The 19,825-nt window shown below is 66.1% G+C and carries 23 protein-coding genes and 3 pseudogenes; 12 read left to right on the forward strand and 14 right to left on the reverse strand.

From position 1 onward, the window contains the following. From X803_RS22625 to X803_RS0101835, 12 genes and pseudogenes are all read left to right on the forward strand, one after another. Nucleotides 1–426: pseudogene (locus X803_RS22625) on the forward strand (M23 family peptidase); the annotation flags it as partial. Between the two features lie 5 nt (nt 427–431). Beyond that, complete coding sequence (locus tag X803_RS0101785) at nt 432–698, forward strand: DUF6112 family protein (protein WP_026543784.1); 267 nt, start codon at nt 432–434, stop codon at nt 696–698. A gap of 128 nt (nt 699–826) precedes the next feature. Further along, on the forward strand, nt 827–1,138 hold the full coding sequence (locus X803_RS0101790) for a DUF6112 family protein (protein WP_026543785.1): 312 nt from the start codon (nt 827–829) through the stop codon (nt 1,136–1,138). A 43-nt stretch (nt 1,139–1,181) separates the two neighbouring features. Next, complete coding sequence (locus X803_RS0101795; RefSeq protein ID WP_026543786.1) at nt 1,182–2,549, forward strand: hypothetical protein; 1,368 nt, start codon at nt 1,182–1,184, stop codon at nt 2,547–2,549. Between the two features lie 4 nt (nt 2,550–2,553). Continuing rightward, nucleotides 2,554–4,020, forward strand: a complete 1,467-nt coding sequence (locus X803_RS0101800; RefSeq protein ID WP_026543787.1) for an SCO6880 family protein — start codon at nt 2,554–2,556, stop codon at nt 4,018–4,020. Between the two features lie 97 nt (nt 4,021–4,117). Next, nucleotides 4,118–4,960 carry a hypothetical protein gene (locus tag X803_RS0101805; protein ID WP_026543788.1) on the forward strand — a complete coding sequence of 281 codons (843 nt, stop codon included), beginning with the start codon at nt 4,118–4,120 and terminating at the stop codon, nt 4,958–4,960. After that, nucleotides 4,957–6,438: an ATP-binding protein gene (locus tag X803_RS0101810; protein ID WP_026543789.1), complete on the forward strand. Its 1,482-nt coding sequence runs from the start codon at nt 4,957–4,959 to the stop codon at nt 6,436–6,438. Before X803_RS0101805 ends, X803_RS0101810 begins: the two co-directional genes overlap by 4 nt. After that, a complete protein-coding gene (locus tag X803_RS0101815) occupies nt 6,438–7,016 on the forward strand; it encodes a hypothetical protein (protein ID WP_026543790.1) in 579 nt (192 codons plus the stop codon). Before X803_RS0101810 ends, X803_RS0101815 begins: the two co-directional genes overlap by 1 nt. Beyond that, nucleotides 7,013–8,800 (forward strand): type IV secretory system conjugative DNA transfer family protein, encoded by a 1,788-nt coding sequence (locus X803_RS0101820; protein WP_026543791.1) that lies wholly within the window; start codon nt 7,013–7,015, stop codon nt 8,798–8,800. Before X803_RS0101815 ends, X803_RS0101820 begins: the two co-directional genes overlap by 4 nt. Before the next feature lie 86 nt (nt 8,801–8,886). Next, a complete protein-coding gene (locus X803_RS0101825) occupies nt 8,887–9,363 on the forward strand; it encodes a single-stranded DNA-binding protein (protein WP_026543792.1) in 477 nt (158 codons plus the stop codon). A gap of 11 nt (nt 9,364–9,374) precedes the next feature. Beyond that, nucleotides 9,375–9,959 carry a hypothetical protein gene (locus X803_RS0101830; RefSeq protein WP_026543793.1) on the forward strand — a complete coding sequence of 195 codons (585 nt, stop codon included), beginning with the start codon at nt 9,375–9,377 and terminating at the stop codon, nt 9,957–9,959. After that, on the forward strand, nt 9,956–10,156 hold the full coding sequence (locus X803_RS0101835) for a hypothetical protein (RefSeq protein WP_026543794.1): 201 nt from the start codon (nt 9,956–9,958) through the stop codon (nt 10,154–10,156). The genes X803_RS0101830 and X803_RS0101835 overlap by 4 nt, the downstream gene beginning before the upstream one ends. Here the strand turns inward: X803_RS0101835 and X803_RS0101840 are convergent. The 14 genes and pseudogenes from X803_RS0101840 to X803_RS22630 all read right to left on the reverse strand — a co-directional run. Then, nucleotides 10,140–11,783 (reverse strand): recombinase family protein, encoded by a 1,644-nt coding sequence (locus X803_RS0101840; protein ID WP_026543795.1) that lies wholly within the window; start codon nt 11,781–11,783, stop codon nt 10,140–10,142. The genes X803_RS0101835 and X803_RS0101840 overlap by 17 nt on opposite strands. Before the next feature lie 40 nt (nt 11,784–11,823). Next, nucleotides 11,824–12,762, reverse strand: a pseudogene (locus tag X803_RS21260) (ATP-binding protein); the annotation flags it as partial. After that, on the reverse strand, nt 12,762–13,118 hold the full coding sequence (locus X803_RS0101855) for a YraN family protein (RefSeq protein WP_026543797.1): 357 nt from the start codon (nt 13,116–13,118) through the stop codon (nt 12,762–12,764). The gene X803_RS0101855 and the pseudogene X803_RS21260, both read right to left, overlap by 1 nt. A gap of 105 nt (nt 13,119–13,223) precedes the next feature. Next, nucleotides 13,224–13,550, reverse strand: coding sequence for a DUF2469 domain-containing protein (locus X803_RS0101860; RefSeq protein WP_026543798.1), 327 nt, complete (start codon nt 13,548–13,550; stop codon nt 13,224–13,226). A gap of 7 nt (nt 13,551–13,557) precedes the next feature. Beyond that, nucleotides 13,558–14,271 (reverse strand): ribonuclease HII, encoded by a 714-nt coding sequence (locus X803_RS0101865; RefSeq protein WP_026543799.1) that lies wholly within the window; start codon nt 14,269–14,271, stop codon nt 13,558–13,560. Beyond that, nucleotides 14,268–15,074: a signal peptidase I gene (gene lepB / locus X803_RS17170; RefSeq protein WP_051470357.1), complete on the reverse strand. Its 807-nt coding sequence runs from the start codon at nt 15,072–15,074 to the stop codon at nt 14,268–14,270. Before lepB (X803_RS17170) ends, X803_RS0101865 begins: the two co-directional genes overlap by 4 nt. A 25-nt stretch (nt 15,075–15,099) precedes the next feature. Beyond that, nucleotides 15,100–15,741 carry a signal peptidase I gene (lepB, locus tag X803_RS0101875; RefSeq protein WP_035777499.1) on the reverse strand — a complete coding sequence of 214 codons (642 nt, stop codon included), beginning with the start codon at nt 15,739–15,741 and terminating at the stop codon, nt 15,100–15,102. 72 nt (nt 15,742–15,813) lie between these two features. After that, the gene (gene rplS, locus X803_RS0101880) at nt 15,814–16,173 is read right to left on the reverse strand and encodes a 50S ribosomal protein L19 (RefSeq protein WP_026543801.1); all 360 of its coding nucleotides are present in this window, start codon (nt 16,171–16,173) and stop codon (nt 15,814–15,816) included. A 199-nt stretch (nt 16,174–16,372) separates the two neighbouring features. Continuing rightward, entirely contained in the window at nt 16,373–17,182 is an 810-nt protein-coding gene (trmD, locus tag X803_RS0101885; RefSeq protein ID WP_026543802.1) for a tRNA (guanosine(37)-N1)-methyltransferase TrmD, read from the reverse strand. Next, nucleotides 17,182–17,760 carry a ribosome maturation factor RimM gene (rimM, locus tag X803_RS0101890; protein ID WP_026543803.1) on the reverse strand — a complete coding sequence of 193 codons (579 nt, stop codon included), beginning with the start codon at nt 17,758–17,760 and terminating at the stop codon, nt 17,182–17,184. The genes trmD and rimM overlap by 1 nt, the downstream gene beginning before the upstream one ends. A gap of 96 nt (nt 17,761–17,856) precedes the next feature. After that, nucleotides 17,857–18,099 carry an RNA-binding protein gene (locus tag X803_RS0101895; RefSeq protein WP_026543804.1) on the reverse strand — a complete coding sequence of 81 codons (243 nt, stop codon included), beginning with the start codon at nt 18,097–18,099 and terminating at the stop codon, nt 17,857–17,859. A 1-nt stretch (nt 18,100) separates the two neighbouring features. Continuing rightward, the gene (rpsP, locus tag X803_RS0101900) at nt 18,101–18,505 is read right to left on the reverse strand and encodes a 30S ribosomal protein S16 (RefSeq protein ID WP_026543805.1); all 405 of its coding nucleotides are present in this window, start codon (nt 18,503–18,505) and stop codon (nt 18,101–18,103) included. 189 nt (nt 18,506–18,694) lie between these two features. Beyond that, entirely contained in the window at nt 18,695–19,579 is an 885-nt protein-coding gene (locus X803_RS0101905) for a VOC family protein (protein WP_026543806.1), read from the reverse strand. A gap of 107 nt (nt 19,580–19,686) precedes the next feature. Further along, nucleotides 19,687–19,825 (reverse strand): annotated as a pseudogene (locus X803_RS22630) (alpha/beta hydrolase); the annotation flags it as partial.

A 19,825-nucleotide genomic window follows, 5' to 3' on the forward strand; every position in this document is an offset into this window, starting at 1 on the left:
GAGCCGGACCCGCTCGACGGCGGCCCGGACCGGATGGTAGACGACCCCACGAGCGACGGGCAGATCACCGCCCGCCTGCTGCACCTCCACACCCAGGCCACCGCAGCGTTGCCCGAGAGCTTGTGGGCCTGCTACTCGCCGCGGCCCGGCACCGTCTCAGAACACCCCGTGGGCCGGGCGTGCGATCTCACGTTCGGCAACTCCATCGGCCAACACCCCACCCCGTCGCAACTCGAGGCCGGATGGCAGGTCACCAACTGGATGAAGGAGCACGCCGAGACCCTCGGCGTCGACTATCTGATCTGGCAGGACAAGATCTGGTCCCTGACCCGCGACGCCGAAGGATGGCGCGACTACACCCACGGCACCGATATCACCACCAGGCACATCGACCACCTCCACGTCACCGTCCGGGCAGGGAGCTGAAGACCATGGACGTGTTTCCCGACTTTGAAGGCCTCGGCGGGATCGGCGACCTGCGCGAAGTAGTCGGTGCGCTGCTGACCTTCGTGCTCATCACCGCCGTGCTCATGCTGATCGTCTGCGCCATCATCTGGGCGATCGCCACCGCCAACGGCAACCATGCCGCCGCGACCAAGGCACGCATCGGCGCCTGGACCGCCCTCGGGGCCACCGTTTTGGCCGGGGGCGGGGTCGCGTGGATGAACTGGCTCATCGACCTCGGCCAGCAACTCTGACGCCACGCCGACCGCGTCCGGGGAACTGTCGCGTTCGCGTGCGTCGTGGGTTGGTCCGTGCACCTGACCGACGAACCCATCCATGTTCTCCGCCTCAAGGGCGGAGTTCGTTCGTCAGGAGACCCATCGTGTTCGATCTCATCACCGCTCTGCCCCCGCTGATGCCGATGGACATCACCATCGACCCCAACAGCGACGGCCTGCCCGGTATCGCCCAGCTGCGCACCATCGTCGGTGCCGTCATGACCGTCGGCCTTATCCTGTCCGTTCTGGCGCTGATCATCTCGGCGATCGTGTGGGGCTTCGGCGCCAACTCCTCCAACCCCCACCTCGCCGGCCGGGGCAAGGTCGGCGTCCTCGTGTCCTGCGGTGCCGCGGTGATCTGCGGAGCGTCGGTGACGCTCATCAACTTTTTCTGGAACGTCGGACAGCAGATCTGAGCCCACCCACCAACTCGACCCCTATGTGTGAGGAGTGATTGCGGTGAGTGTGTGCGATGTCCCCATCATCTCGTCCGTGTGCGACGTGGCAGGCGAAACCGCCGCCACCCTGGTCTCGGCACCGTTCGGCTGGCTCGCCTCCGCGATGGGCGCCGCCGCGGGCTGGCTGTTCGAGGCAGTCTGGGCCGTGTTCGACACCACCACCCTCGTGGACGTCACCAGGCCGGAGTACGTGGCCGTCTACAACATCCTGTTCGGCATCGCCGTGTTCGTGATGCTGATCTTCTTCTGCCTCCAACTCATCACCGGCCTCATCCGCCGCGACCCCACCGCCCTCTCCCGAGCCGCCCTCGGACTCGCGAAATCCGTCCTCGGATCATTCGTGGTCATCACCCTGACCGCGTTCCTGCTGGAGATCGTCGATCAGCTCTGCATCGGGATCATCCAAGCCGCCGGCGAGACCACCGAGTCGATGGGCGACAAGATCACCCTGCTCGCCGCGGGCCTGATCGGGATCAACATCGCCGCCCCCGGTGTCGGGGCGATCATCACGATCTTCCTCGCCGGCCTCGCCATCGCCGCCGCCGCGATCGTCTGGCTCTCCCTCCTCGTCCGCAAAGCGCTCCTCCTGGTCGCGATCGTCCTCGCCCCTCTGGCGTTCTCCGGTGCGTCATGGGATGCCACGAAAGGATGGATCAGCAAGTGGGCCATGTTCGTCATCGCCCTGATCCTCTCCAAACTCGTCCTGGTCGTCATGTTCCTCGTCGCCATCACCCAAGTCAGCGCGCCGATCGACGGGGACCTGTCCTCGGTCGCTGATCCGATCGCCGGGATCGTGCTGATGGCGATGGCCGCCTTCGCTCCCTACCTGACATACAAGTTCCTGTCGTTTGTGGGCTTCGACATGTACCACGCAATCGGATCCGAGCAGGACGCGAAGAACTCCCTCAACCGGCCCATCCCCACACCATCCAAACCGCAGGGCGGCGAGCCGAAGAAGGTCCTCGACGGCGACAACAACGGCGGAGGGGATGGGGGTGGGAAGAACCCGCCCCCACCAAAAAACCCGACACCCCAAGGACCTAGTGGTGCTGCTGGCGAAGGGAAGGCCGCCGCCGCAGGCAACAGCTCAGCCGGAACCGTCGCAGGAACCCGAGCGAGTGCTGCGGCGGCAGGTCCGGCCGCAGCGGCAGTGATCGGCGCGAAGGTCGCCAAGGACGCCGCCGCCGCCGGACCCAAAGCCGGTACCGCCCTCGGCGGGCAAGGCGAGACCGCCGCAGACTCCGCCTCCCAGACCGGGAGCACACCCCCGCCGGCGCAGGCGCCCCCGCCGTCCACACCGGAACCCAGGACGCCGTCCGCGCCGAAGCAGACCGCACCACCGGCGCCGAAACCGATCGGGAGGCAGTGAGCCCATGACGACGAAGAACGAGCGCACGGTGTCCTCAGAGCTGGCGCCGGTGAAGTTCTCCCGCCTCACCCGCCGAGGAGTGCTCCTGGGCCTGTCACTGTCCCAGCTCATCACCCTCGCGACCGGTGTCCTCCCGATCATTGCCGCCCTCTACGCCGGCGGCGGCATCCTGCTCGCCTACACCGCACCCGTCTGGGTGCTCGCCGCCGCCCTGACCTGGACACCGATGGCAGGACGCCCCGCCATCGAATGGCTACCCGTCGCATTCTGGTGGCTCTGGCGTTCCACCGGCGGGCAGCTCCTGTACCGGCGACGCGTGGTGACACCACGGCCCGTCGGGACCCTCGCCCTGCCCGGCGACACAGCCCGGCTGCGTGAATACACCGACCCCGAAACCGGCGCCGGGATGATCCACGACCCCCACCAGCAGACCTTGACCGTGGTGTGCGAGGTCTCCCACCCCGCGTTCGTGCTGTTGGACCCGGGCGAGCAGGAACGCCGCGTCACCTCCTGGGGTCGCGTCCTGGCCACCGTGTGCCGCTCCGGCCGGATCGCGACCCTCCAGGTGCTGGAGCGCACGCTGCCGGACTCGGGCACCGGGCTCGCCGAATGGTGGGCCTCCCACGGGATCTCCGATGACTCCTGGGCCGCGACCACCTACGCCGAACTCATCGACCGTGCCGGCCCCGCCGGAGAACGGCACGCCTCCACCCTGTCACTGGCACTGGACATGAAGAACGCCGCCCGGCAGATCAGAACCGCCGGCGGCGGCATCCGCGGCGCCGCCGCCGTCCTGCGCCAAGAGATGTCCACCCTCACCTCAGCCCTCCGCTCCGCCGACCTCACCCCCTCCGGCTGGCTCACCCCCGGACAGATCGCCGTCATCCTCCGCAGCGCGTACGACCCAGCGATCGCAGCAACCTTGGAACGCCACGGTGAGCTGGGGCAGAACCTCGCAACCGCAGGCCCCGTCGCAGTCAACGAGTCCTGGACACGGCTGCGCACCGACTCCGCCCACCACGCCGTGTTGTGGATCAGCGAGTGGCCGCGATCAATGGTCTACCCCGGCTTCTTGTCCCCTGTCCTGCTGTCCACCGACGTCCAACGCTCGTTCACGCTCCTGTGCACCCCGATGCGCTCCGACCAAGCCGCACGCGACATCAGGAAGAAGAAGGTCGAGCACATCTCCGATCAGGCCCAGCGGGCGAAGATCGGGCAGATCGAAGACGCCGCTCTCACCGCCGAATACCACGACGTCCTCCAGCAGGAAGCCGACCTGACCGCCGGCCACGGCGTGCTGCGCTACACCGGCCTCATCAGCGTCACCGCCCCCACCATCGACGAGCTGGAAGCCGCCGTCGCCGCCATCGAACAAGCCGCGATCCAAACCTCCTGCGAAACCAGGCTGCTCGTCGGTCAACAGGCCACCGCATTCACCGCCGCCGCGCTCCCGCTCTGCCGCCACATCTGACAAGCCCGCTGGGCCGTTGCATCGTTGCATCGTTGCGCGCACCTGACCTGCGACCCCGAATCCGGGGACTCACTCGCGTTCCACGGGAGGCCCGATCATGCCCACGTTCCACGATCCACTCGCCGATGCCGCCGAGGCATCAGAAGCGCTGCGCGGCCTGGCCCACGCAAGCCGGACCTTCGACAACCCCGCCGACACGTACGCCGTATTCGGTGACATGACCGCCGCGGTGCGGTCGCTTCGGCAGGTGCTCGACCAGCTCGCAAACACACATCTGACCCACCGTGCCCGTGCCCACGACGATCACGGCGACCACCCCGCCGGGGCTGACAGTGCCCTAGCCGCAGCGGACGAGTTGCACCAGGCCGGCACCCTGCTGGATCAGGTGCATGACCGGCTCGATGCGGCGTCCGGTCATTCCGGCAGGATCGCCTGGCACCCGGAACCCGACCTTACACAAGAGCCACCGAGCGAGACTGCCGCGCGGCGATGGGTCTCCGTGGTGTTCCTCCAAGGCGAGGATGCCGACGAGGTACTCGATCTGATCGACCGCGACGGCACGGGCGCGGCAATCGAGCACTTGAAGGGTTTCGACTACGGGGACGAGACCACCGCCGCCGCGTTGGAGAACGGGTACGTCTACGACGAGCCCCCGGCGGGAACCCTCGACCACGTAGTGGCCGAGGGCGACTACACCCTCACGTCGAACGCCGCGATGGGGCACGTGAGCCTGCTGCGCGTCCACCCGGTCCCGCCCGACCCGTCTCTAACCGACACGACCACGGCGCCCAGCCGCGACGCCGCCACCAACCCCCGCCCCGCCCCGGATCGAAGGCCACCCCTGCCGCAGTCGAGGCGGACACCGCCAGGGGCGGAGAAGGACTGGTTCGCCGGTCCCTCCCGTGCGACCACATCTGTTAGGCGGGGGCTGTCGCTGTGACCGAGCGCGAGCGGCTGCACACCTCCGTGCTGGTCACGCCGGCCTCCGAGCGCCGCCGGCTCCGCAAGCAGCGCCTCCAGGCCGCCGCCCGTCTCCAAACCCAACAACGGCGCACCGAGAACGCCGAAACGCGGGCAAAGGCTGATGCCGAGCGCGCCGAACGACACGCCACCACCTACCTGCCAGCCGCGGGTGAACCCGGACCGGCAGCGCTGCGCACCCCCGGCAGATTCCGGCTACCTCGGCATCAGGACACCTCTGCCACATTGTCGGGCGCGTATCCGTTCGTCGCCGAAGGAGGACTCGGCGCCGACGGGGTATTCGTCGGCCAAAACCTCTACTCCGGCGGCTCCTTCGTGTACGACCCCTGGGTGCTCTACGCCCGCGGGATCATCACCGCACCGAACGTCGTCCTGGCCGGGATCGTCGGCTCTGGCAAGTCGTCCCTGGCGAAGTCTCTCTACACGCGCAGTCTTCCGTTCGGGCGGCGTGTCTACGTCCCGGGTGATCCGAAGGGTGAGCACACGGCAGTCGCGAAGGCGGTCGGTGGGACGGCGATCGTCCTCGGCCACGGACTCAACACACGTCTGAACCCGCTTGACGAGGGCCACCGGCCCTCCGGTCTGTCGAATGAACAGTGGGCGATCACGGTCGCGTCCCGCCGCCGTGACCTCATCGGGTCACTGGCTGAGACGGTCCTGACTCGGGGGTTGACGCCATTGGAGCACACCGCGATCGATCTGGCGCTGACCGAGACGGTGCGGGAGAACTCGGTGCCGATCCTGCCGATGGTCGTCGACCGCATCCTCAACCCGAACGCGGCCGCCGACGACCGGTTGGCCGAAGACGGACGGCTCGTCGGCCATGCCCTGCGCCGCCTGGTCGCCGGCGACCTCGCCGGGCTCTTCGATGGCCCGTCCACGGTGACGTTCGACCCGTCCCTGCCGATGATCAGCCTGGACCTGTCCCGCGTCACCGAAAACAGCACCCTGATCTCGGTGCTGATGACGTGCTCCAGCGCATGGATGGAATCCGCGTTGTTGGACCCCAACGGAGGGCAACGGTGGGTCATCTATGACGAGGCCTGGCGGCTCATGTCCCACCCGGCACTGCTGCGACGGATGGACGCTCACTGGCGGCTGGCGCGGCATTACGGAATCGCGAACATGCTGATCTTCCACAAGCTCTCCGACCTCGACAACGTCGGCGACGCCGGTTCCGCCATGCGATCCCTGGCGAACTCACTACTGGCCAATGCCGAGACCAGGATCGTGTACCGACAGGAATCCGATCAGCTCGGCCCCACCGCCCAGACCCTCGGGCTCACCGGCACCGAACAGAAACTCCTCCCCTCGCTCGGTGTCGGGCAAGGACTATGGCGGATCAAGGACAGGGCCTTCGTGACCCAACACCAACTGCATCCCGCTGAACTGGACCTGTTCGACACCAGCTCCAGGCTCATTCAGGCGGTGACGTGATGAACCGCAAATCCCCACCCCGCTCGACCTGGCGAGAACCAGCACAGACCCCGATCATGCTGCCGCGTGCGGTCATCACCATCGCCGATGCCGGCGTCCTGAACGTCAATATCGACGGGACCCCCTACCCACCACCGGCCGATGGGCAGGCATGGACCCGCAGGTCCTTCGGAGCCCTGTTGGATGCCATCACCGAGGACCGGACGACCGCGGTGCGCATCGAAGTCCGTGAGACCGACGGGAGCGTGTTCACCGACATCATCCACTCCGGCCGACGTACCACGCCCAAGCCGCCCGGGGTCGACCCGGAGAAGCAACGCGGAAAGCACGACACGAAGACGCGCACGCCGGAACTGGTCGAGGTGACCGGGGACGAGTTCCTGCCCGGTGAGGACGTCGCCGTCGCGGTCATCATCTCCCACACCCATGCCACCGGCACCGGCGCCGGCACCGGCACCGGCCATGCCCGCGCTCTCCTCGACAAGAGCCAAATCTCCCCCCTGCTGCGTGACGGCACCGGCGAGGTGGTGCTGCTGGGGCGCATCTCCGGCACCGTCCATGTTCGGGATCTGCCGTGAACGCGCCCCAGCAGCGCCAGGCGGGTTCTTTCGGCGACGAGCTGACCAACGCCGCCCTTATCGGACTGGTCGGGATGTTCGGCGTCGCACTCATCCTCCGCGCCGCCGGTGGCGTGGCTGCGTTCCTCACCGGCACACCCCAACCCTCCGCCGGCCTGGCCTCCGGACTCGGGGTGCTGTTCAACCCGGGCGACCCCGCCACAGCGCTCGACGCGCACGGCCTCAACCCGGTCGCGTACTGGATCATCACCGCGATCCTGCTCGCCGGCCTCACCGCCGCAGGGGCCTGGGTGTGGGTCCGGTTACGGCGGCACTCACGAAAGGTTGAGACCGACCCGCGACGCCTGACCGGCACCGCCACCGCCCACGAAGTCACCCAGAGCGCCTCAGCCAAAGCGCTGCTGCGCCGAGCCGCAACTCTCCGTCCATCCCTCGACAGCCCGGCCCCTGGTGATGTCGGCTACCGGATCGGCACCTCCAAGGGCCAGGACGTGTGGGCGAGTGTGGAGGACTCGATTCTGCTCATCGGACCCCCGCGGTCCGGCAAAGGCCTCCACATGGTCATCAACGCCATCCTCGACGCGCCCGGCGCCGTCGTCACCACCAGCACCCGCCCAGACAACCTCACCGCGACCCTCCGCGCCCGGGAGCGTGACGGACGCCCGGTGGCCCTGTTCGACCCCCAGGACCTCACCGACGGCATCCCCGCAGGCATGCGCTGGTCACCGATCCGCGGCTGTGAGGACCCGCTGACCGCGATGATCCGCGCCACCGGGCTCGCAGCCGGCACCGGGCTCTCGGCCGGCGGAGTGGAATCCGGCGGATTCTGGGAAGGCAAAACCCGCACCGCCCTCCAAGCACTCCTGCATGCCGCCGCCCTCGACCACCGGCCACCGGCCGAGCTATTCCGCTGGACCCTCGACCCCACCGCTGCCGCCGAGGCCGCCGCGATCCTCACCAACAGCGCGCAGGCGGCCACCGGGTGGGCGGACTCACTCGGCGCGATGATCGACTCCGACCCCAAGACCCGCGACAGCATCTGGCAGGGCGTCGCCCTCGCCCTCGGAGCCCTCGCCGACCCCCGCGTCCTCGACGCCGTCTCACCCGGACCCGGCGAAGGCTTCGACCCCGAAACCTTCATCCAAGAACGCGGCACTCTCTACCTCCTCGCCACCGGCGCCGGAGCCGGCGCATCCGCCGCACTGGTGGCCGCGTTCGTCGAAGACCTCATCGAGACCGCCCGGCGTCTGGCCGCCCGCTCGCCCGGTGCCCGGCTCGACCCGCCCCTGCTGCTCGCCCTGGATGAGATCGGAAACCTCGCACCCCTCCCATCCCTGCCGACGCTCATGGCTGAGGGCGGCGGCACCGGGATCACCACCCTGCCCGTCCTCCAGTCACTGGCCCAAGCACGGGACAAGTGGTCAGACAACGCCGCCGGCGCGATCTGGGACGCCAGCATCGTCAAGATCATCCTCGGCGGCGCCTCCAACTCCCGCGACCTCCAAGACCTCTCCACGCTCATCGGCGAACGCGACGAGTACACCGACAGCGTGACCCTCGGCGACCACGGCACCCGCTCCAACCAACGCTCCATCCGCCGCGTCCCAATCCTCCCACCCGACCGGATCAGGACACTGCCGTTCGGCACCGGCGTCACCCTGCTGCGCTCCGCGTCACCAATCATCACCGACCTGCGCGCCTGGCCCTCGCGCCCTGACGCCGCCCAGCTCAAAAAGGACCGCGCCGAGATCGAAGCGCGGCTGCAACGCCCAGTCGATTCCTGACCAAAGCCCGCGGGCTTCGCTGTGCACCTATCTCATACGAGCGACCCCGCACCGGCGGTCGCCACGAATGTCAGGAGGGAAGCCCGATGGCTATCCACACTCAGCAGTCCGTCTCAGGTTTCATCGCGTCCGATCCGCAGCTCAACTACACATCCAAAGGTGAGCCCCGGTTCTACGCGCGGGTCGGACAGGAGCACTTCCGCCGGGAGGGCGACGGGACCTTCACCCGACTGGAGCCAACGTTCCACGACCTCGTTGCCTTCCGCGCCACCGCCGAGCGAGCCCACGAGCGGTTCGCCAAGGGCGACAACTTCGTCGCCGAGGGTTACATCCACCCCTACAAGACGGAGCGCGACGGGCAGAGCACCGACGTCGAGGAGTTCGTCGCCAAGAAGATCGGTCACGACCTCGCCCGCACCACCTACGAGGTGGACCGCACACGACGCACCCAAGCCATCGTCGAACAGGACACCCCTACCCGAGCGCCCGCCGATCGGTCCGCGCCTGAACACGTGAGCGCACGCAGGCCGTCGCCGAGCAGCGAGCCAGCGATCGGGATGTGAGGAGCCCGGTTATGGACACCACCGATGAAGTTCCCGACTTCGACGAGCCGGAGCCGCAGCAGCTTGATAAGGACGACGACGACGAGCGCCCACAGGTAGACACCGGCCTGATCGCCGAGCCACCGCATCCGGTCAACTGGAATCTGCTCACCGCCGAGGAGGCCGAGGAGGAGTGGGCCGAACTGGACCGGTGGGTGAGCTGGCTCCGCCACACCTACGGCCTGCCCGCCGCCGTGGTGCCGCCGTTCTGGCACCACCATCAGGAGCTGGTATGGGAACTTTCTGCGCTGCACATCCACTGGCTGTGCGCCTACGACCCCGACCAGAACGGGTCCGCGCCCAGCGGCTGGCACCGCGACTTCGCCGACGCCCGCAACCGGCTCCGCGACTGGGTCGCCGCTTCCGGCACCCGGCTGGACCGTGACCGCCCAACCCGGCAGACCTCCTGGCCCGGCGAGCAACCGGCCGAACCGGTCGAAGAAACCCTGATCGCGGACCGGGACTCGGAGTTCGTGGATTTCGTCAGGGCAGATGTCGCACGGCGCCAGCAGGTCGAGGAGGAGTTCTACGCCACGCTTGCCAGGGACAACCGATGAGCTGCGAACCGGGCTGCCCGCCCGTCGCCGAGGTTGCCCAGGTCGTCTCCGAGCCCTCGTATGGCGCGTTCGCGGCCGGGTGGTGCGCCGGCACTCACCGGCGCGCCACCCAACCCGCATCACGGGACGTGATCGAGCAGATCGCGACGATGCTCGACGCCGCGCTCGTGACCGATACCCTCACCCGACCGGAATGATCGTCAATCGTTCCTCGGTCGCCGCCTTACCCGGCAGCGCATCAATCCGGTGGATCATCCGCCGCAGGTATGCACGCTTCTCCGGGATCGCCCACTCCTTCCACGACGCGATCAGAGCCGGGCCGTCCTCGATGGGGAACTCTTCAAGCTCCATCGCGTCGAGACGACGCTGGAGGACATCCACCCGCCGCTGCGCGTGCTCGATGAGCGACAACAGCACGGTCACCATCCCACCCCGATATTCCCCGATACCCTGCTTCGACAGCAGCGCGTCACGCTCAGCCTTGGCCTCGTCGAGCTGAGAGAGCACGTCGTTGATTCCGACGTCTGAGCGTGCCGCGCGGCGTCGAGCACGCGCCTGCGCGAGCGCGTCGTCGGTGATCTGAGAGAAGAACCAGCCCAGCACGAAAGCCTCACCCTTGACCGCATCGATCGTGCACCCTCCCGAGCAGTTCCCCGGACCCCGGAGGCGGTTGGCTTGGCACCGGTACGCGAACGCCTCTACGTGCTCGCCTGACGCACGTCTGCGGTACTTCTGATGCCCGTACAGCCTCTCCCCGCACTGGCAGTGCAACAGACCGGTCAGGAGCCACTCATGCGATCCCCACGGTCGCCGCGTCCGCGACGTCTTCGCCTCCTCCAGCAGCCGCCGCACCCGCAACCACGTCGCCCGATCGCACACCGGCTCCTGACCGATCACCGGCGCGCCCGAGGCGTCACGCGCGATGTAGTCCAGCAGGTCGAGCTTGACCCCACGCTGATGTTCAGGCACCTGGCGCATCCGATACCCAATCATCCGGGGTGAGACCAGCGACCGGTAGACCGTCGCCTCATAGACCGGTCCCCCGGTCGCCGTGGTGATCCCATAGTGCTCACTCCAGTGGCGGACAATCTGCACCAGGCTCTTGCCTGCCAACACCATGTCCACCGCAGCCTGCAAGGCCGGATACTCGATCGGGTGTGGTACCAGGCGCACTCCCGAGCGCCCGAACTCATCTACTACCCGCGGACCGGCCATCCACCCCAGCGGCACCGTGCCACCGTGATGGAATCCCGCCTCCGCAAGATGGCGTTTCGCTGCAAGCTGCCGCTCACTCATCGAATCGGTCTCAACCTCTGCGAGAAGGGCCTTGATCCCGGTCACCAGCTTCGCCCCGGCGGTCGCGGTATTCAATTCATCCGCGCTGTCCTGGTGCGAAACCAAGTAAACGCCCGCGCGCTGGCATTCTCCGATCCACTCGATGCACTTGGCCGCGATCCGGTTCGTGCGATCCAGCTTCCAGAACGCCACCGCCGGCACCTTCCTTGCCTGGATGTCCTGGTTGAGTTGGCGCCATCCCTTGCGGTTCTTCGCCGCGGATGAACTTGCTGAGTCGTTGTCGATGTACTCGCCCAGCACTGTCCAGCCCCCGTCCTGAGCGAGCTTTCGAGTCAGATCGAGTCGCTGGCGCTCTATCGCGTCTGCCTTGTCCTTGTGATACTTCGACAGACGTAGGTACAGGTAGATCGGCCGTGTGCCCTCGGCAAGCGTCTCCGGACCCATCTGAGTAAACGCGGGATAGACCACCGCCCGCGTTGCCCGGCCCGGCCGCGCGTTCGGTCCCGGCTTCTTCGTGCTGGTGTTCATCAGTGACCTCCTTCAAGAAGGAGGTGCACTTTCCATTGCTGGACTCGTCAAGGAAGAGTACGCCGCGGTGTGCGCGCGATGCCGCACCCGGGCGGGGGATGCCGCTGCCTCCCCCAATGATCGATGCCGCGCTGGCCGTGTGGTGTGGACTTTCGAACGGCGGTCGGCGTCTCAGCTCCCGGCATGCCTCCGCGCTGCCCAGAGAGTGGATGGCGGTGACCTCCATGGCCTGTTTGTCCGTGAGATCGGGGAGGATTCCCGGAATGCGTTCAGCCAGCATGGTCTTGCCGGCGCCGGGAGGGCCCACCATCATCAGATTGTGTGCTCCGGCGGCAGCGACCTCGACGGCGAACCGTGCTTCCGACTGGCCCGCGACATCCGCCATATCCTTGGGCACCGGGTCCGGACCCTTATGGACAGATTGGGTACAAGCGTCCGGCGGCTGCGCCGCCGGAAGCTCGACGGATGCCGGATCCGCTCCGAACGCCAGCGCCACCTCCGCCAGCGAATCATAGCTTTTCACCTCGGCGCCCGGTACGAGATTCGCTTCCGCGGCGTTCCCACCGGCCACGACCACGCTGGTGAACCCGGCCTGCACAGCGGCCATCACCGCCGGGAGTACGCCACGGATGGGCCGCAGCCGCCCGTCCAGTCCCAGTTCCGAAAGAAACACCGTGCGTCCGCAATGGCGGACGTCCCCGGCAGCCGCCAGGGCTGACATGACTATGGCAAGGTCAAAGCCGGATCCGCGCTTCGGCAAGGAAGCCGGCACGAGATTCACCGTTATTTTGCGCCGGGTGAGAGGAAGGCCGGCATTGCGCGCTGCCGCCCTGATGCGCTCCCTGGCCTCGGAGAGCGAGGCGTCCGGCAATCCGAGCAGGATGAACGCCGGCAGGGTCTGCCCGATGTCGGATTCAACCTCCACGATGTAACCGTTGAGCCCCACCAGGGAGACGGCGTAGGTGCGTCCAAGCGGCATCAGCTCACCGCCCGCAGATGGTCGATGACCGGGTGACCGGTGCCGTCATCGATGATGGCCACCGCGTCCACGCGGAATCCGGAGAAACGGAGGTCGTGTGCCCGCGCCCAACGGGAAGCAAGCAGGTACAGCCGTTCAAGCTTGCCGGGAGTGATCGCTTCCAGCGGGTGGCCGAATGCCTCCGAGGACCTGGTCTTCACCTCGACGACCACCAGGGTGGCGCCGTCCACCGCGACGACATCGATCTCCCCCAGCGGACACCGCCAGTTGCGGTCGATGACCCTGAAACCTGCTTCCTCCAGGTAACGGGAAGCAAGTGCTTCGCCCCGCCTGCCCAACTCGTCCTTGGTTCTCATAAAAACACCTCCGGTTACCAGCGTGGAGCAGCAGGTAACCGGAGGCGGAGGAGAGTGCGCTTATGTGGGAAACCCCAGCGGACTCAGGCGAATGTGGAGCGGAAGTCAGCCGCTCAGGGAACCGTCCTTGGGAAGCGGAATATCATCGGACTTCGCCAATTCCTCGACATTGACGTCCTTGAAAGTGATGACCCGGACAGTCTTGACGAACCGGGCTGAACGGTAGACATCCCACACCCACGCATCGTTCAGCGTGAGATCGAAATAGATCTCACCGTCCGCCGAACGCGCCTGAAGGTCCACGTGGTTGGCGAGATAGAATCTCCGCTCGGTTTCGACCACGTAATTGAACAGGCTGACGACGTCGCGGTACTCACGGTAGAGCTGCAACTCCATGTCGGTTTCATAGTTTTCGAGATCTTCGGCGCTCATAAACCCATCATCCCCCACTTTCAACGGCAGGCATGCCGGGCTCGGCGACCGCACTGCCAAGGCGCCACGTCCGCCGGTGCTCGCTGCTCGGCCCAAGCCCGTCAATGGCGGCACGGTGGGAGGCGGTTGCGTACCCCTTGTTGATTTCCCATCCGTAGCCCGGGTACTCCTGTGCGAAGCCCACCATCAGCCGGTCCCGTTCCACCTTGGCCAGGACGCTGGCCGCAGCGACGCTCAGGCACTGCAGGTCCGCCTTGATCCGCGTGTGGACCGGGGCGTCGCAGCTGACCTCGAGTGTCTCCACGTCGTCAAACAGCGAACCCTGCGGCACCGGCGCAAGCCAGTTGTGGTTGCCGTCGAGGATGACCGCGTCCGGCCGGACCTCCCGGGTAGCTTCAGCCCACGCGCGGTTACCGGCAAAGCGCAGGGCTGCCATCAGTCCTACTGCGTCGATCTCGGCGGCCGTTGCGTGGCCGACCCCGTAGGCGGCCGCCCAGCGCTGAATCCTCGGAACCAGAGACTCTCGCTCGGGTGCGCGCAGAAGCTTGCTGTCCCTTACCCCCCGCAGCCCTTTGGCGGATGCAAGATCAATGACCACAAGACCCACGGTGACCGGACCGGCCAACGCTCCCCTGCCCACTTCATCACAGCCTGCGAGAAAGCGGTGGCCTTCGGCGAGGAATGACCGTTCATAGCGGAGTGTCGGCGCCTTCCCTGTCACGGCGCCGGCTGTTCCTGCCCGGAGCTGTCAGGTGCCGTCTCAGGAACTCCTGCAAAGACCTCCGGGAAGTTGCCGAGGAAACCCATCCGGTCCAGTGGCCAGGCGACGACGGCCGCCTTTCCCTCTATGTCGTCAACATCGATGAATCCCCCACCGGGCTTGTCGGTGTTGGCACGAGAATCCGCCGACGCGTTGCGATGATCTCCCATGACCCAGACTTTCCCTTCAGGCACTGTTACGTCGAAGGGTGTGTCCGAAGGATTGGCGCCCGGGAACAGGTACGGTTCATCGAGGGGTTCACCGTTGACGGTGATCCTGCCCTCGGCGTCGCAGCAGATTACCCGGTCTCCCTCCAGGCCGATCACGCGTTTCACCAGGTGCTGCTGGGATTCATCCGGCAGCAGGCCGACAAAGATGAGGGCGTCCTTGAACCACCCGGTATCCGCTGTTGCAGCCGCTGTCTCGGGGAGCCAGCCTTCCGTGTCGCGGAACACCACAATGTCGCCCCGCTTGAGCTCGAAAGGCTCTGGAACCAACTGGTTCACGAAAATCCGGTCGTCTATTTCGAGCGTGTTCTCCATGGAACCCGAGGGAATGAAGAAGGCCCGGAAGAGGAAGGTCTTGATAAGAAAGGAGAGCAGCAGCGCAACAGCGACGATAATGAGGACTTCCTTCGCCCAGCTGCCCAGAGAGCGGGCCGCTGAACCGCCGGAGGTGGTTTCCTTACCGGGACCGTCGAAAGTGGGTGTTTCCGCCGCGTCCTCACCGCCGTCGTTCGGTTTCCCTGGATGGGCTTCGGCCATTATGTGTTGTTCCTCTGCTGTGCGTTCAGGACTGACCGGCGGAAGACGCGTGGTCGGCGGGGCGTGGGATTACGGTGAAGCGTTCGAAGGGCCAAAGGACGTGGGTGGCACGGCCGACCACCCGCTCCTCGGAGATGAGTCCGCCGCCGGGTGCACCGAGCAGGCCGCGGGAGTCGAAGGACTCGGAACGGTGATCACCCATGAGCCACAACTTACCCTCCGGAACCACGACCTCGAAGCCCGTTTCGCTCGCCGCGTCCATGGGAAAAACGTAGGGCTCCTCGATCGCGTTCCCGTTGACCGACAGCCGCCCGGAGGAGTCGCAGCAGGCAACGGTGTCACCGCCCGTGCCGATCACCCGCTTCACGTAGGTTGTTTCCGACACGCCAAGCCCGAAGAAGTGCGCAACGCCTGCCAGCACCTCCGGCAGCCCGCCGTCGCCCAGGGGCGCAAATGAACCCCTCCCGTCGAAGACAACAACGTCGCCGCGCATGGCCTCCCCGGACACGTAGTCGGTCCGGGAGACCAGCACGCGGTCGTCTTCCTTCAGCAGCGGCTCCATTGAACCCGACGGGATGTAGAAGACGTCCATCAGGAGCGCGCGGACTGCGATGACGGCCACGCAGGCGAAGGCCACCGAATAAATGGCGAAGCGCCAGCCCGACATACCGGGCCAGCGCTTCGACTGATGCCTGGGTTTCCGCACGACGGAAGGATCAGGCATCACAAATGGGAAAAGTTACTTGGCGGTCTTCGGATCGCGCTTTTCCTTGATCTTCGCAGCCTTGCCGCGGAGTTCGCGCATGTAGTAGAGCTTCGCGCGGCGCACGTCGCCCTTGCTGACAAGCTCGATCTTGTCGATCACCGGGGAGTGCACCGGAAAGGTACGCTCAACGCCGACGCCGAAGCTGACCTTGCGAACCGTGAAGGTTTCGCGGACGCCGTCGCCCTGGCGTCCGAGGACGAAGCCCTGGAAGACCTGGACACGGGTGTTCTTGCCTTCAATGATGTTGACGTGCACCTTAAGGGTGTCACCGGCCCGGAAGTCGGGAACGTCATTGCGCAGCGATGCTGCATCCACATTGTCGAGAATATGCACTTGATTGCTCCTGGTGAACGCCACAGGTCATTCACGTTGGTCACAACGACGAAGACCTGAGTCCAGGCAATTGCCGTTGAAGTTTAGGTACCGGTGCGCCACGTAGCGTTTTCCGGTGTGCCGTCCTGTTGGCTACGCTCCCCCTGTGGCAGGCGCGTACCGGTAGGCACGATCCCCAATTATGCCACAGGGAACCCTGCTACCCCGAATGGGACGACGCCGGATCAGAGACAGGCGGAAGCGCCCGCTTCACTTCTCCCCCTGCAACCGCGAAACCTTCATCGGCCAGGACCGCGAGGTCGGCAGCGTCCAGGCTCCCAGCGTCGAGCCTTGCCAGAAGGTCCGGCCGGCGGCGGGCGGTGCGCCGGAGTTGCTCGTCGCGCCGGTAGCGCGCGATGCGGGCGTGGTTGCCGCTCAGGAGGATTTCCGGCACTGCGAGGTCCCGCCAGGCGGACGGCTTGGTGTATACCGGGTACTCCAGCAGCCCGTCGGAGTGCGATTCCTCGACCAGGGACTCCGGGTTGCCGACCACCCCCGGAAGCAGACGCGCGACCGCCTCAACCATTGCCAGGACGGCCACCTCACCGCCGTTCAGCACGTAGTCGCCAAGACTGAGCGGGCGGACGTCGAAGGAACCTTCGGCCCACTCGAGCACCCGCTCGTCGATTCCTTCGTAGCGACCGCAGGCGAAAACGAGATGTTCCTCGCGTGCCAGATCGTGCGCCATCGCCTGGGTGAAAACCGCGCCGGCCGGCGAGGGAACAATCAGGACCGGTCGGGCGCCCCCGTGCACGCTCTCGAGAGCCTGTGCCCACGGTTCAGGCTTCATGACCATGCCGGCGCCGCCGCCGTACGGGGTGTCATCCACGGTCCGGTGCCGGTCCGTGGTGAAGTCCCGGAGATTATGGACAGAAAGGGCCAGCAGCCCGTCCTGACGCGCTTTCCCGATCAGCGAGAGATCCAGCGCCGCGAGGTACTCCGGAAAAATACTGACGACGTCGATGCGCACTAGCTGCCGTCGGCCTTCTCTGTGGCGTCCGGGCTCTCTACCTCGTCCGCTTCCGCCTGGTTGGAGCCGGGCAGGTTCAGCTCGAGCAGACCTGCCGGGGGCGTGAGGAGCACGAATCCACCGTCGACGTCGACCTCGGGAACGATCTCCTCCACGAAGGGGACCAGGATTTCCTCACCGTCCGCCCGCTCAATGATGAGCAGGTCCTGGACCATCATGGTTCGCAGGGCGCTGACCCGGCCGACCACCTCGTCCCCCACCCTGGCCTCAAGTCCCACGAGCTCATGCTCATACCAGGCATCGCCGTCGTCATCCGAGGTGTCCTCCGATTCGATGAACAGCTTCGCCCCCCGCAGGAGTTCGGCATTGTTCCGGTCGGGCACTTCCTCGAAACCGAGAATCAGGATGTCCTTGTTCCAGCGCGCACTGGAAATTGTGAGCGGCCCCTGGGCAGCCGGCTCCACCCGGAAAACCGCTCCCGGCTCAAAACGCTCCTCGGGCGCGTCCGTGAAGAGCTGAACGGTTACTTCACCCCTGATGCCGTGGGGCTTTCCGATGCGGGCGACCTGCAGATCCATGGGTTCTCCGTGTGTGGTGGCGAATCAAAACAGTAAAAAAGTCCGGCCCCAACACCTCAAGTGGTGGGGCCGGACTTCAGGCATGAGTGCTGCTGATCAGCGGCGGCGGTCGGTGTCCACGACGTCGACCCGCACCGGCTCGCCATCCGCCAGGGCGGAGATGACGGTGCGCAAAGCGCGTGCCGTTCGACCCTGCCGGCCGATCACACGGCCGAGGTCTTCCTGATGAACGCGCACCTCGAGGGTCTCACCACGACGGTTCGACTTCGAAGAAACCTGAACATCATCAGGGCTGTCCACAATTCCGCGGACAAGGTGCTCCAGCGCTTCAGCAAGCAATTTACTCGGCCTCGGAAGCTTCAGCCTCAGGCTCGTCGGCCTTCTTGCTCTTCGGGGTGATGGCCTCGGGCACAATGACGGAACCCTTTTCAGGAGCCGTGAAGGTCTCCTTGGGAGCCTTGGTCTTCAGGGTGCCTTCCTGGCCCTCGATCCCCTTGAACTTCTGCCAGTCACCGGTGATCTTCAGAATCGCGGCGACCTGCTCGGAAGGCTGCGCACCGACGCCGAGCCAGTACTGCGCACGGTCCGACTTGACCTCGATGAACGAGGGCTCTTCCGTGGGGTGGTACTTGCCGATCTCTTCGATGGCACGGCCGTCGCGCTTGGAACGCGAGTCCATGACAACAATGCGGTAGTACGGGGCGCGCATCTTACCGAAGCGCTTCAGGCGAATTTTTACGGCCACTTGTGTGGTCACTCCTTGTTGATCAAAAGGGCGAACTCCCGTTTCTGCACCCGTGGGGCGGGCCATACATTTGGAAGCTCTAGAGGACACAATGCGCGCAGAGAGAGGGGCTGCGCAGATTGGGTACGGGTCCATTGTGCCAGAAGTTCATGCCTGCGGGCGACTCCGCGGCTGTGTGGTGCGCAGGCCCTAGCGGACAGCGACGCGGAGCTTGTTCCGCCAGGGGTCGTCAAACCGCAGTTCGCGGCCGGTGTGATGGTGAGCAATGCCCGCTACCTTCAGCCGGTCGGCAAGTGCTCCGACCTCGTCAGCGTGCGGCACTTCGATGAGGACCTCACCGAGGCCGAGGGTGTCCTTGCGCGGTCCGGCTCCGCGGCTGTTCCAGACGTTCATCGCCATGTGGTGGTGATACCCGCCGGCAGAGACGAACAGCGCCTGGCCGTGCCAGCCGGCGGTCCGCTCGAATCCAAGGGTGTCGACGTAGAACTGTTCGGCCGTCCGGACGTCTCCCACCTGAAGATGAACGTGACCCACATCGGCGGCCGCCTTCTGCTGGTTCGCGACTGACTCCTCCGTGAGGTTGCTCTCAAGGTAGTGCCTGGGCGGCAGCGGCGCGTTGTCCATGACGACGGTGCGCCTGCCTTCAGTGGTGGTCCAGTCCCAGGTTTCACGGGGCTTGTCGAAATACAGTTCAATCCCATTGCCCTCGGGATCCGTGAAGTAGAACGCTTCGCTGACCAGGTGGTCCGCACTTCCCACGTAACGGCCGTCGGCTGACTGCGCGACCTGCGCCGCGGTTGCAACCGTCGCAGCGAGATCGGAGCGGTTGAAAAACAGCAGTGCAGTGTGGAAGAGGCCGGCCTCGGTGGGTTCCGGCAGCGCAAGGCCGGCAGCGGGGGCGAGATGGATAAGCCGCTGACCGGCGCGGCCAAGGTACAGTCCGCCGTCGGACTCCGCGATATCCACCAGGCCGAGTGCGCTCCGGTAGTAGTTGGCCATGCGGTCAAGATTTCCCACCTTGAGCATCACTGTGCCCATCGCGGTTTCTGCAGGCAGCAGGTCCTGAGCGTTCATTTTTCCTCCAAGCGTGTGGTTATATCTTCCAACTACTTGAAGGTTTAACTTATTCCCAGGCTGTTCAGTTGGTCAATGGGCACAGCAGGAAACCTGCAGCCTGTGCGCTACGCGGCATGGCTGCGCACGAACTCCCGGATGAGCGCGTTGCCCTCTTCCGTATCCTGGGGGCGGTGTCCGCCGCCCACTACCCGGTGCACAGCACCGGTTCCGGCCAGATAACCGGCCACCTCTTCATAGAGCGGC

This window comes from Arthrobacter sp. 35/47, from assembly GCF_000520475.1.
Taxonomy (GTDB): Bacteria; Actinomycetota; Actinomycetes; order Actinomycetales; family Micrococcaceae; genus Arthrobacter_D; species Arthrobacter_D subterraneus.

Coding starts and splice junctions, on each gene's coding strand:
- X803_RS0101815 (WP_026543790.1), top strand. CDS start 6,438: ATGAACCGCAAATCCCCACCCCGCTCGACCTGGCGAGAACCAGCACAG.
- X803_RS0101905 (WP_026543806.1), bottom strand. CDS start 19,579: ATGAACGCTCAGGACCTGCTGCCTGCAGAAACCGCGATGGGCACAGTG.
- X803_RS0101835 (WP_026543794.1), top strand. CDS start 9,956: ATGAGCTGCGAACCGGGCTGCCCGCCCGTCGCCGAGGTTGCCCAGGTC.
- X803_RS0101825 (WP_026543792.1), top strand. CDS start 8,887: ATGGCTATCCACACTCAGCAGTCCGTCTCAGGTTTCATCGCGTCCGAT.
- rimM (WP_026543803.1), bottom strand. CDS start 17,760: ATGGATCTGCAGGTCGCCCGCATCGGAAAGCCCCACGGCATCAGGGGT.
- lepB (WP_035777499.1), bottom strand. CDS start 15,741: ATGTCGGGCTGGCGCTTCGCCATTTATTCGGTGGCCTTCGCCTGCGTG.
- X803_RS0101830 (WP_026543793.1), top strand. CDS start 9,375: ATGGACACCACCGATGAAGTTCCCGACTTCGACGAGCCGGAGCCGCAG.
- lepB (WP_051470357.1), bottom strand. CDS start 15,074: ATGGCCGAAGCCCATCCAGGGAAACCGAACGACGGCGGTGAGGACGCG.
- X803_RS0101785 (WP_026543784.1), top strand. CDS start 432: ATGGACGTGTTTCCCGACTTTGAAGGCCTCGGCGGGATCGGCGACCTG.
- X803_RS0101805 (WP_026543788.1), top strand. CDS start 4,118: ATGCCCACGTTCCACGATCCACTCGCCGATGCCGCCGAGGCATCAGAA.
- X803_RS0101860 (WP_026543798.1), bottom strand. CDS start 13,550: ATGAGCGCCGAAGATCTCGAAAACTATGAAACCGACATGGAGTTGCAG.
- X803_RS0101840 (WP_026543795.1), bottom strand. CDS start 11,783: ATGAACACCAGCACGAAGAAGCCGGGACCGAACGCGCGGCCGGGCCGG.
- X803_RS0101800 (WP_026543787.1), top strand. CDS start 2,554: ATGACGACGAAGAACGAGCGCACGGTGTCCTCAGAGCTGGCGCCGGTG.
- X803_RS0101855 (WP_026543797.1), bottom strand. CDS start 13,118: ATGAGAACCAAGGACGAGTTGGGCAGGCGGGGCGAAGCACTTGCTTCC.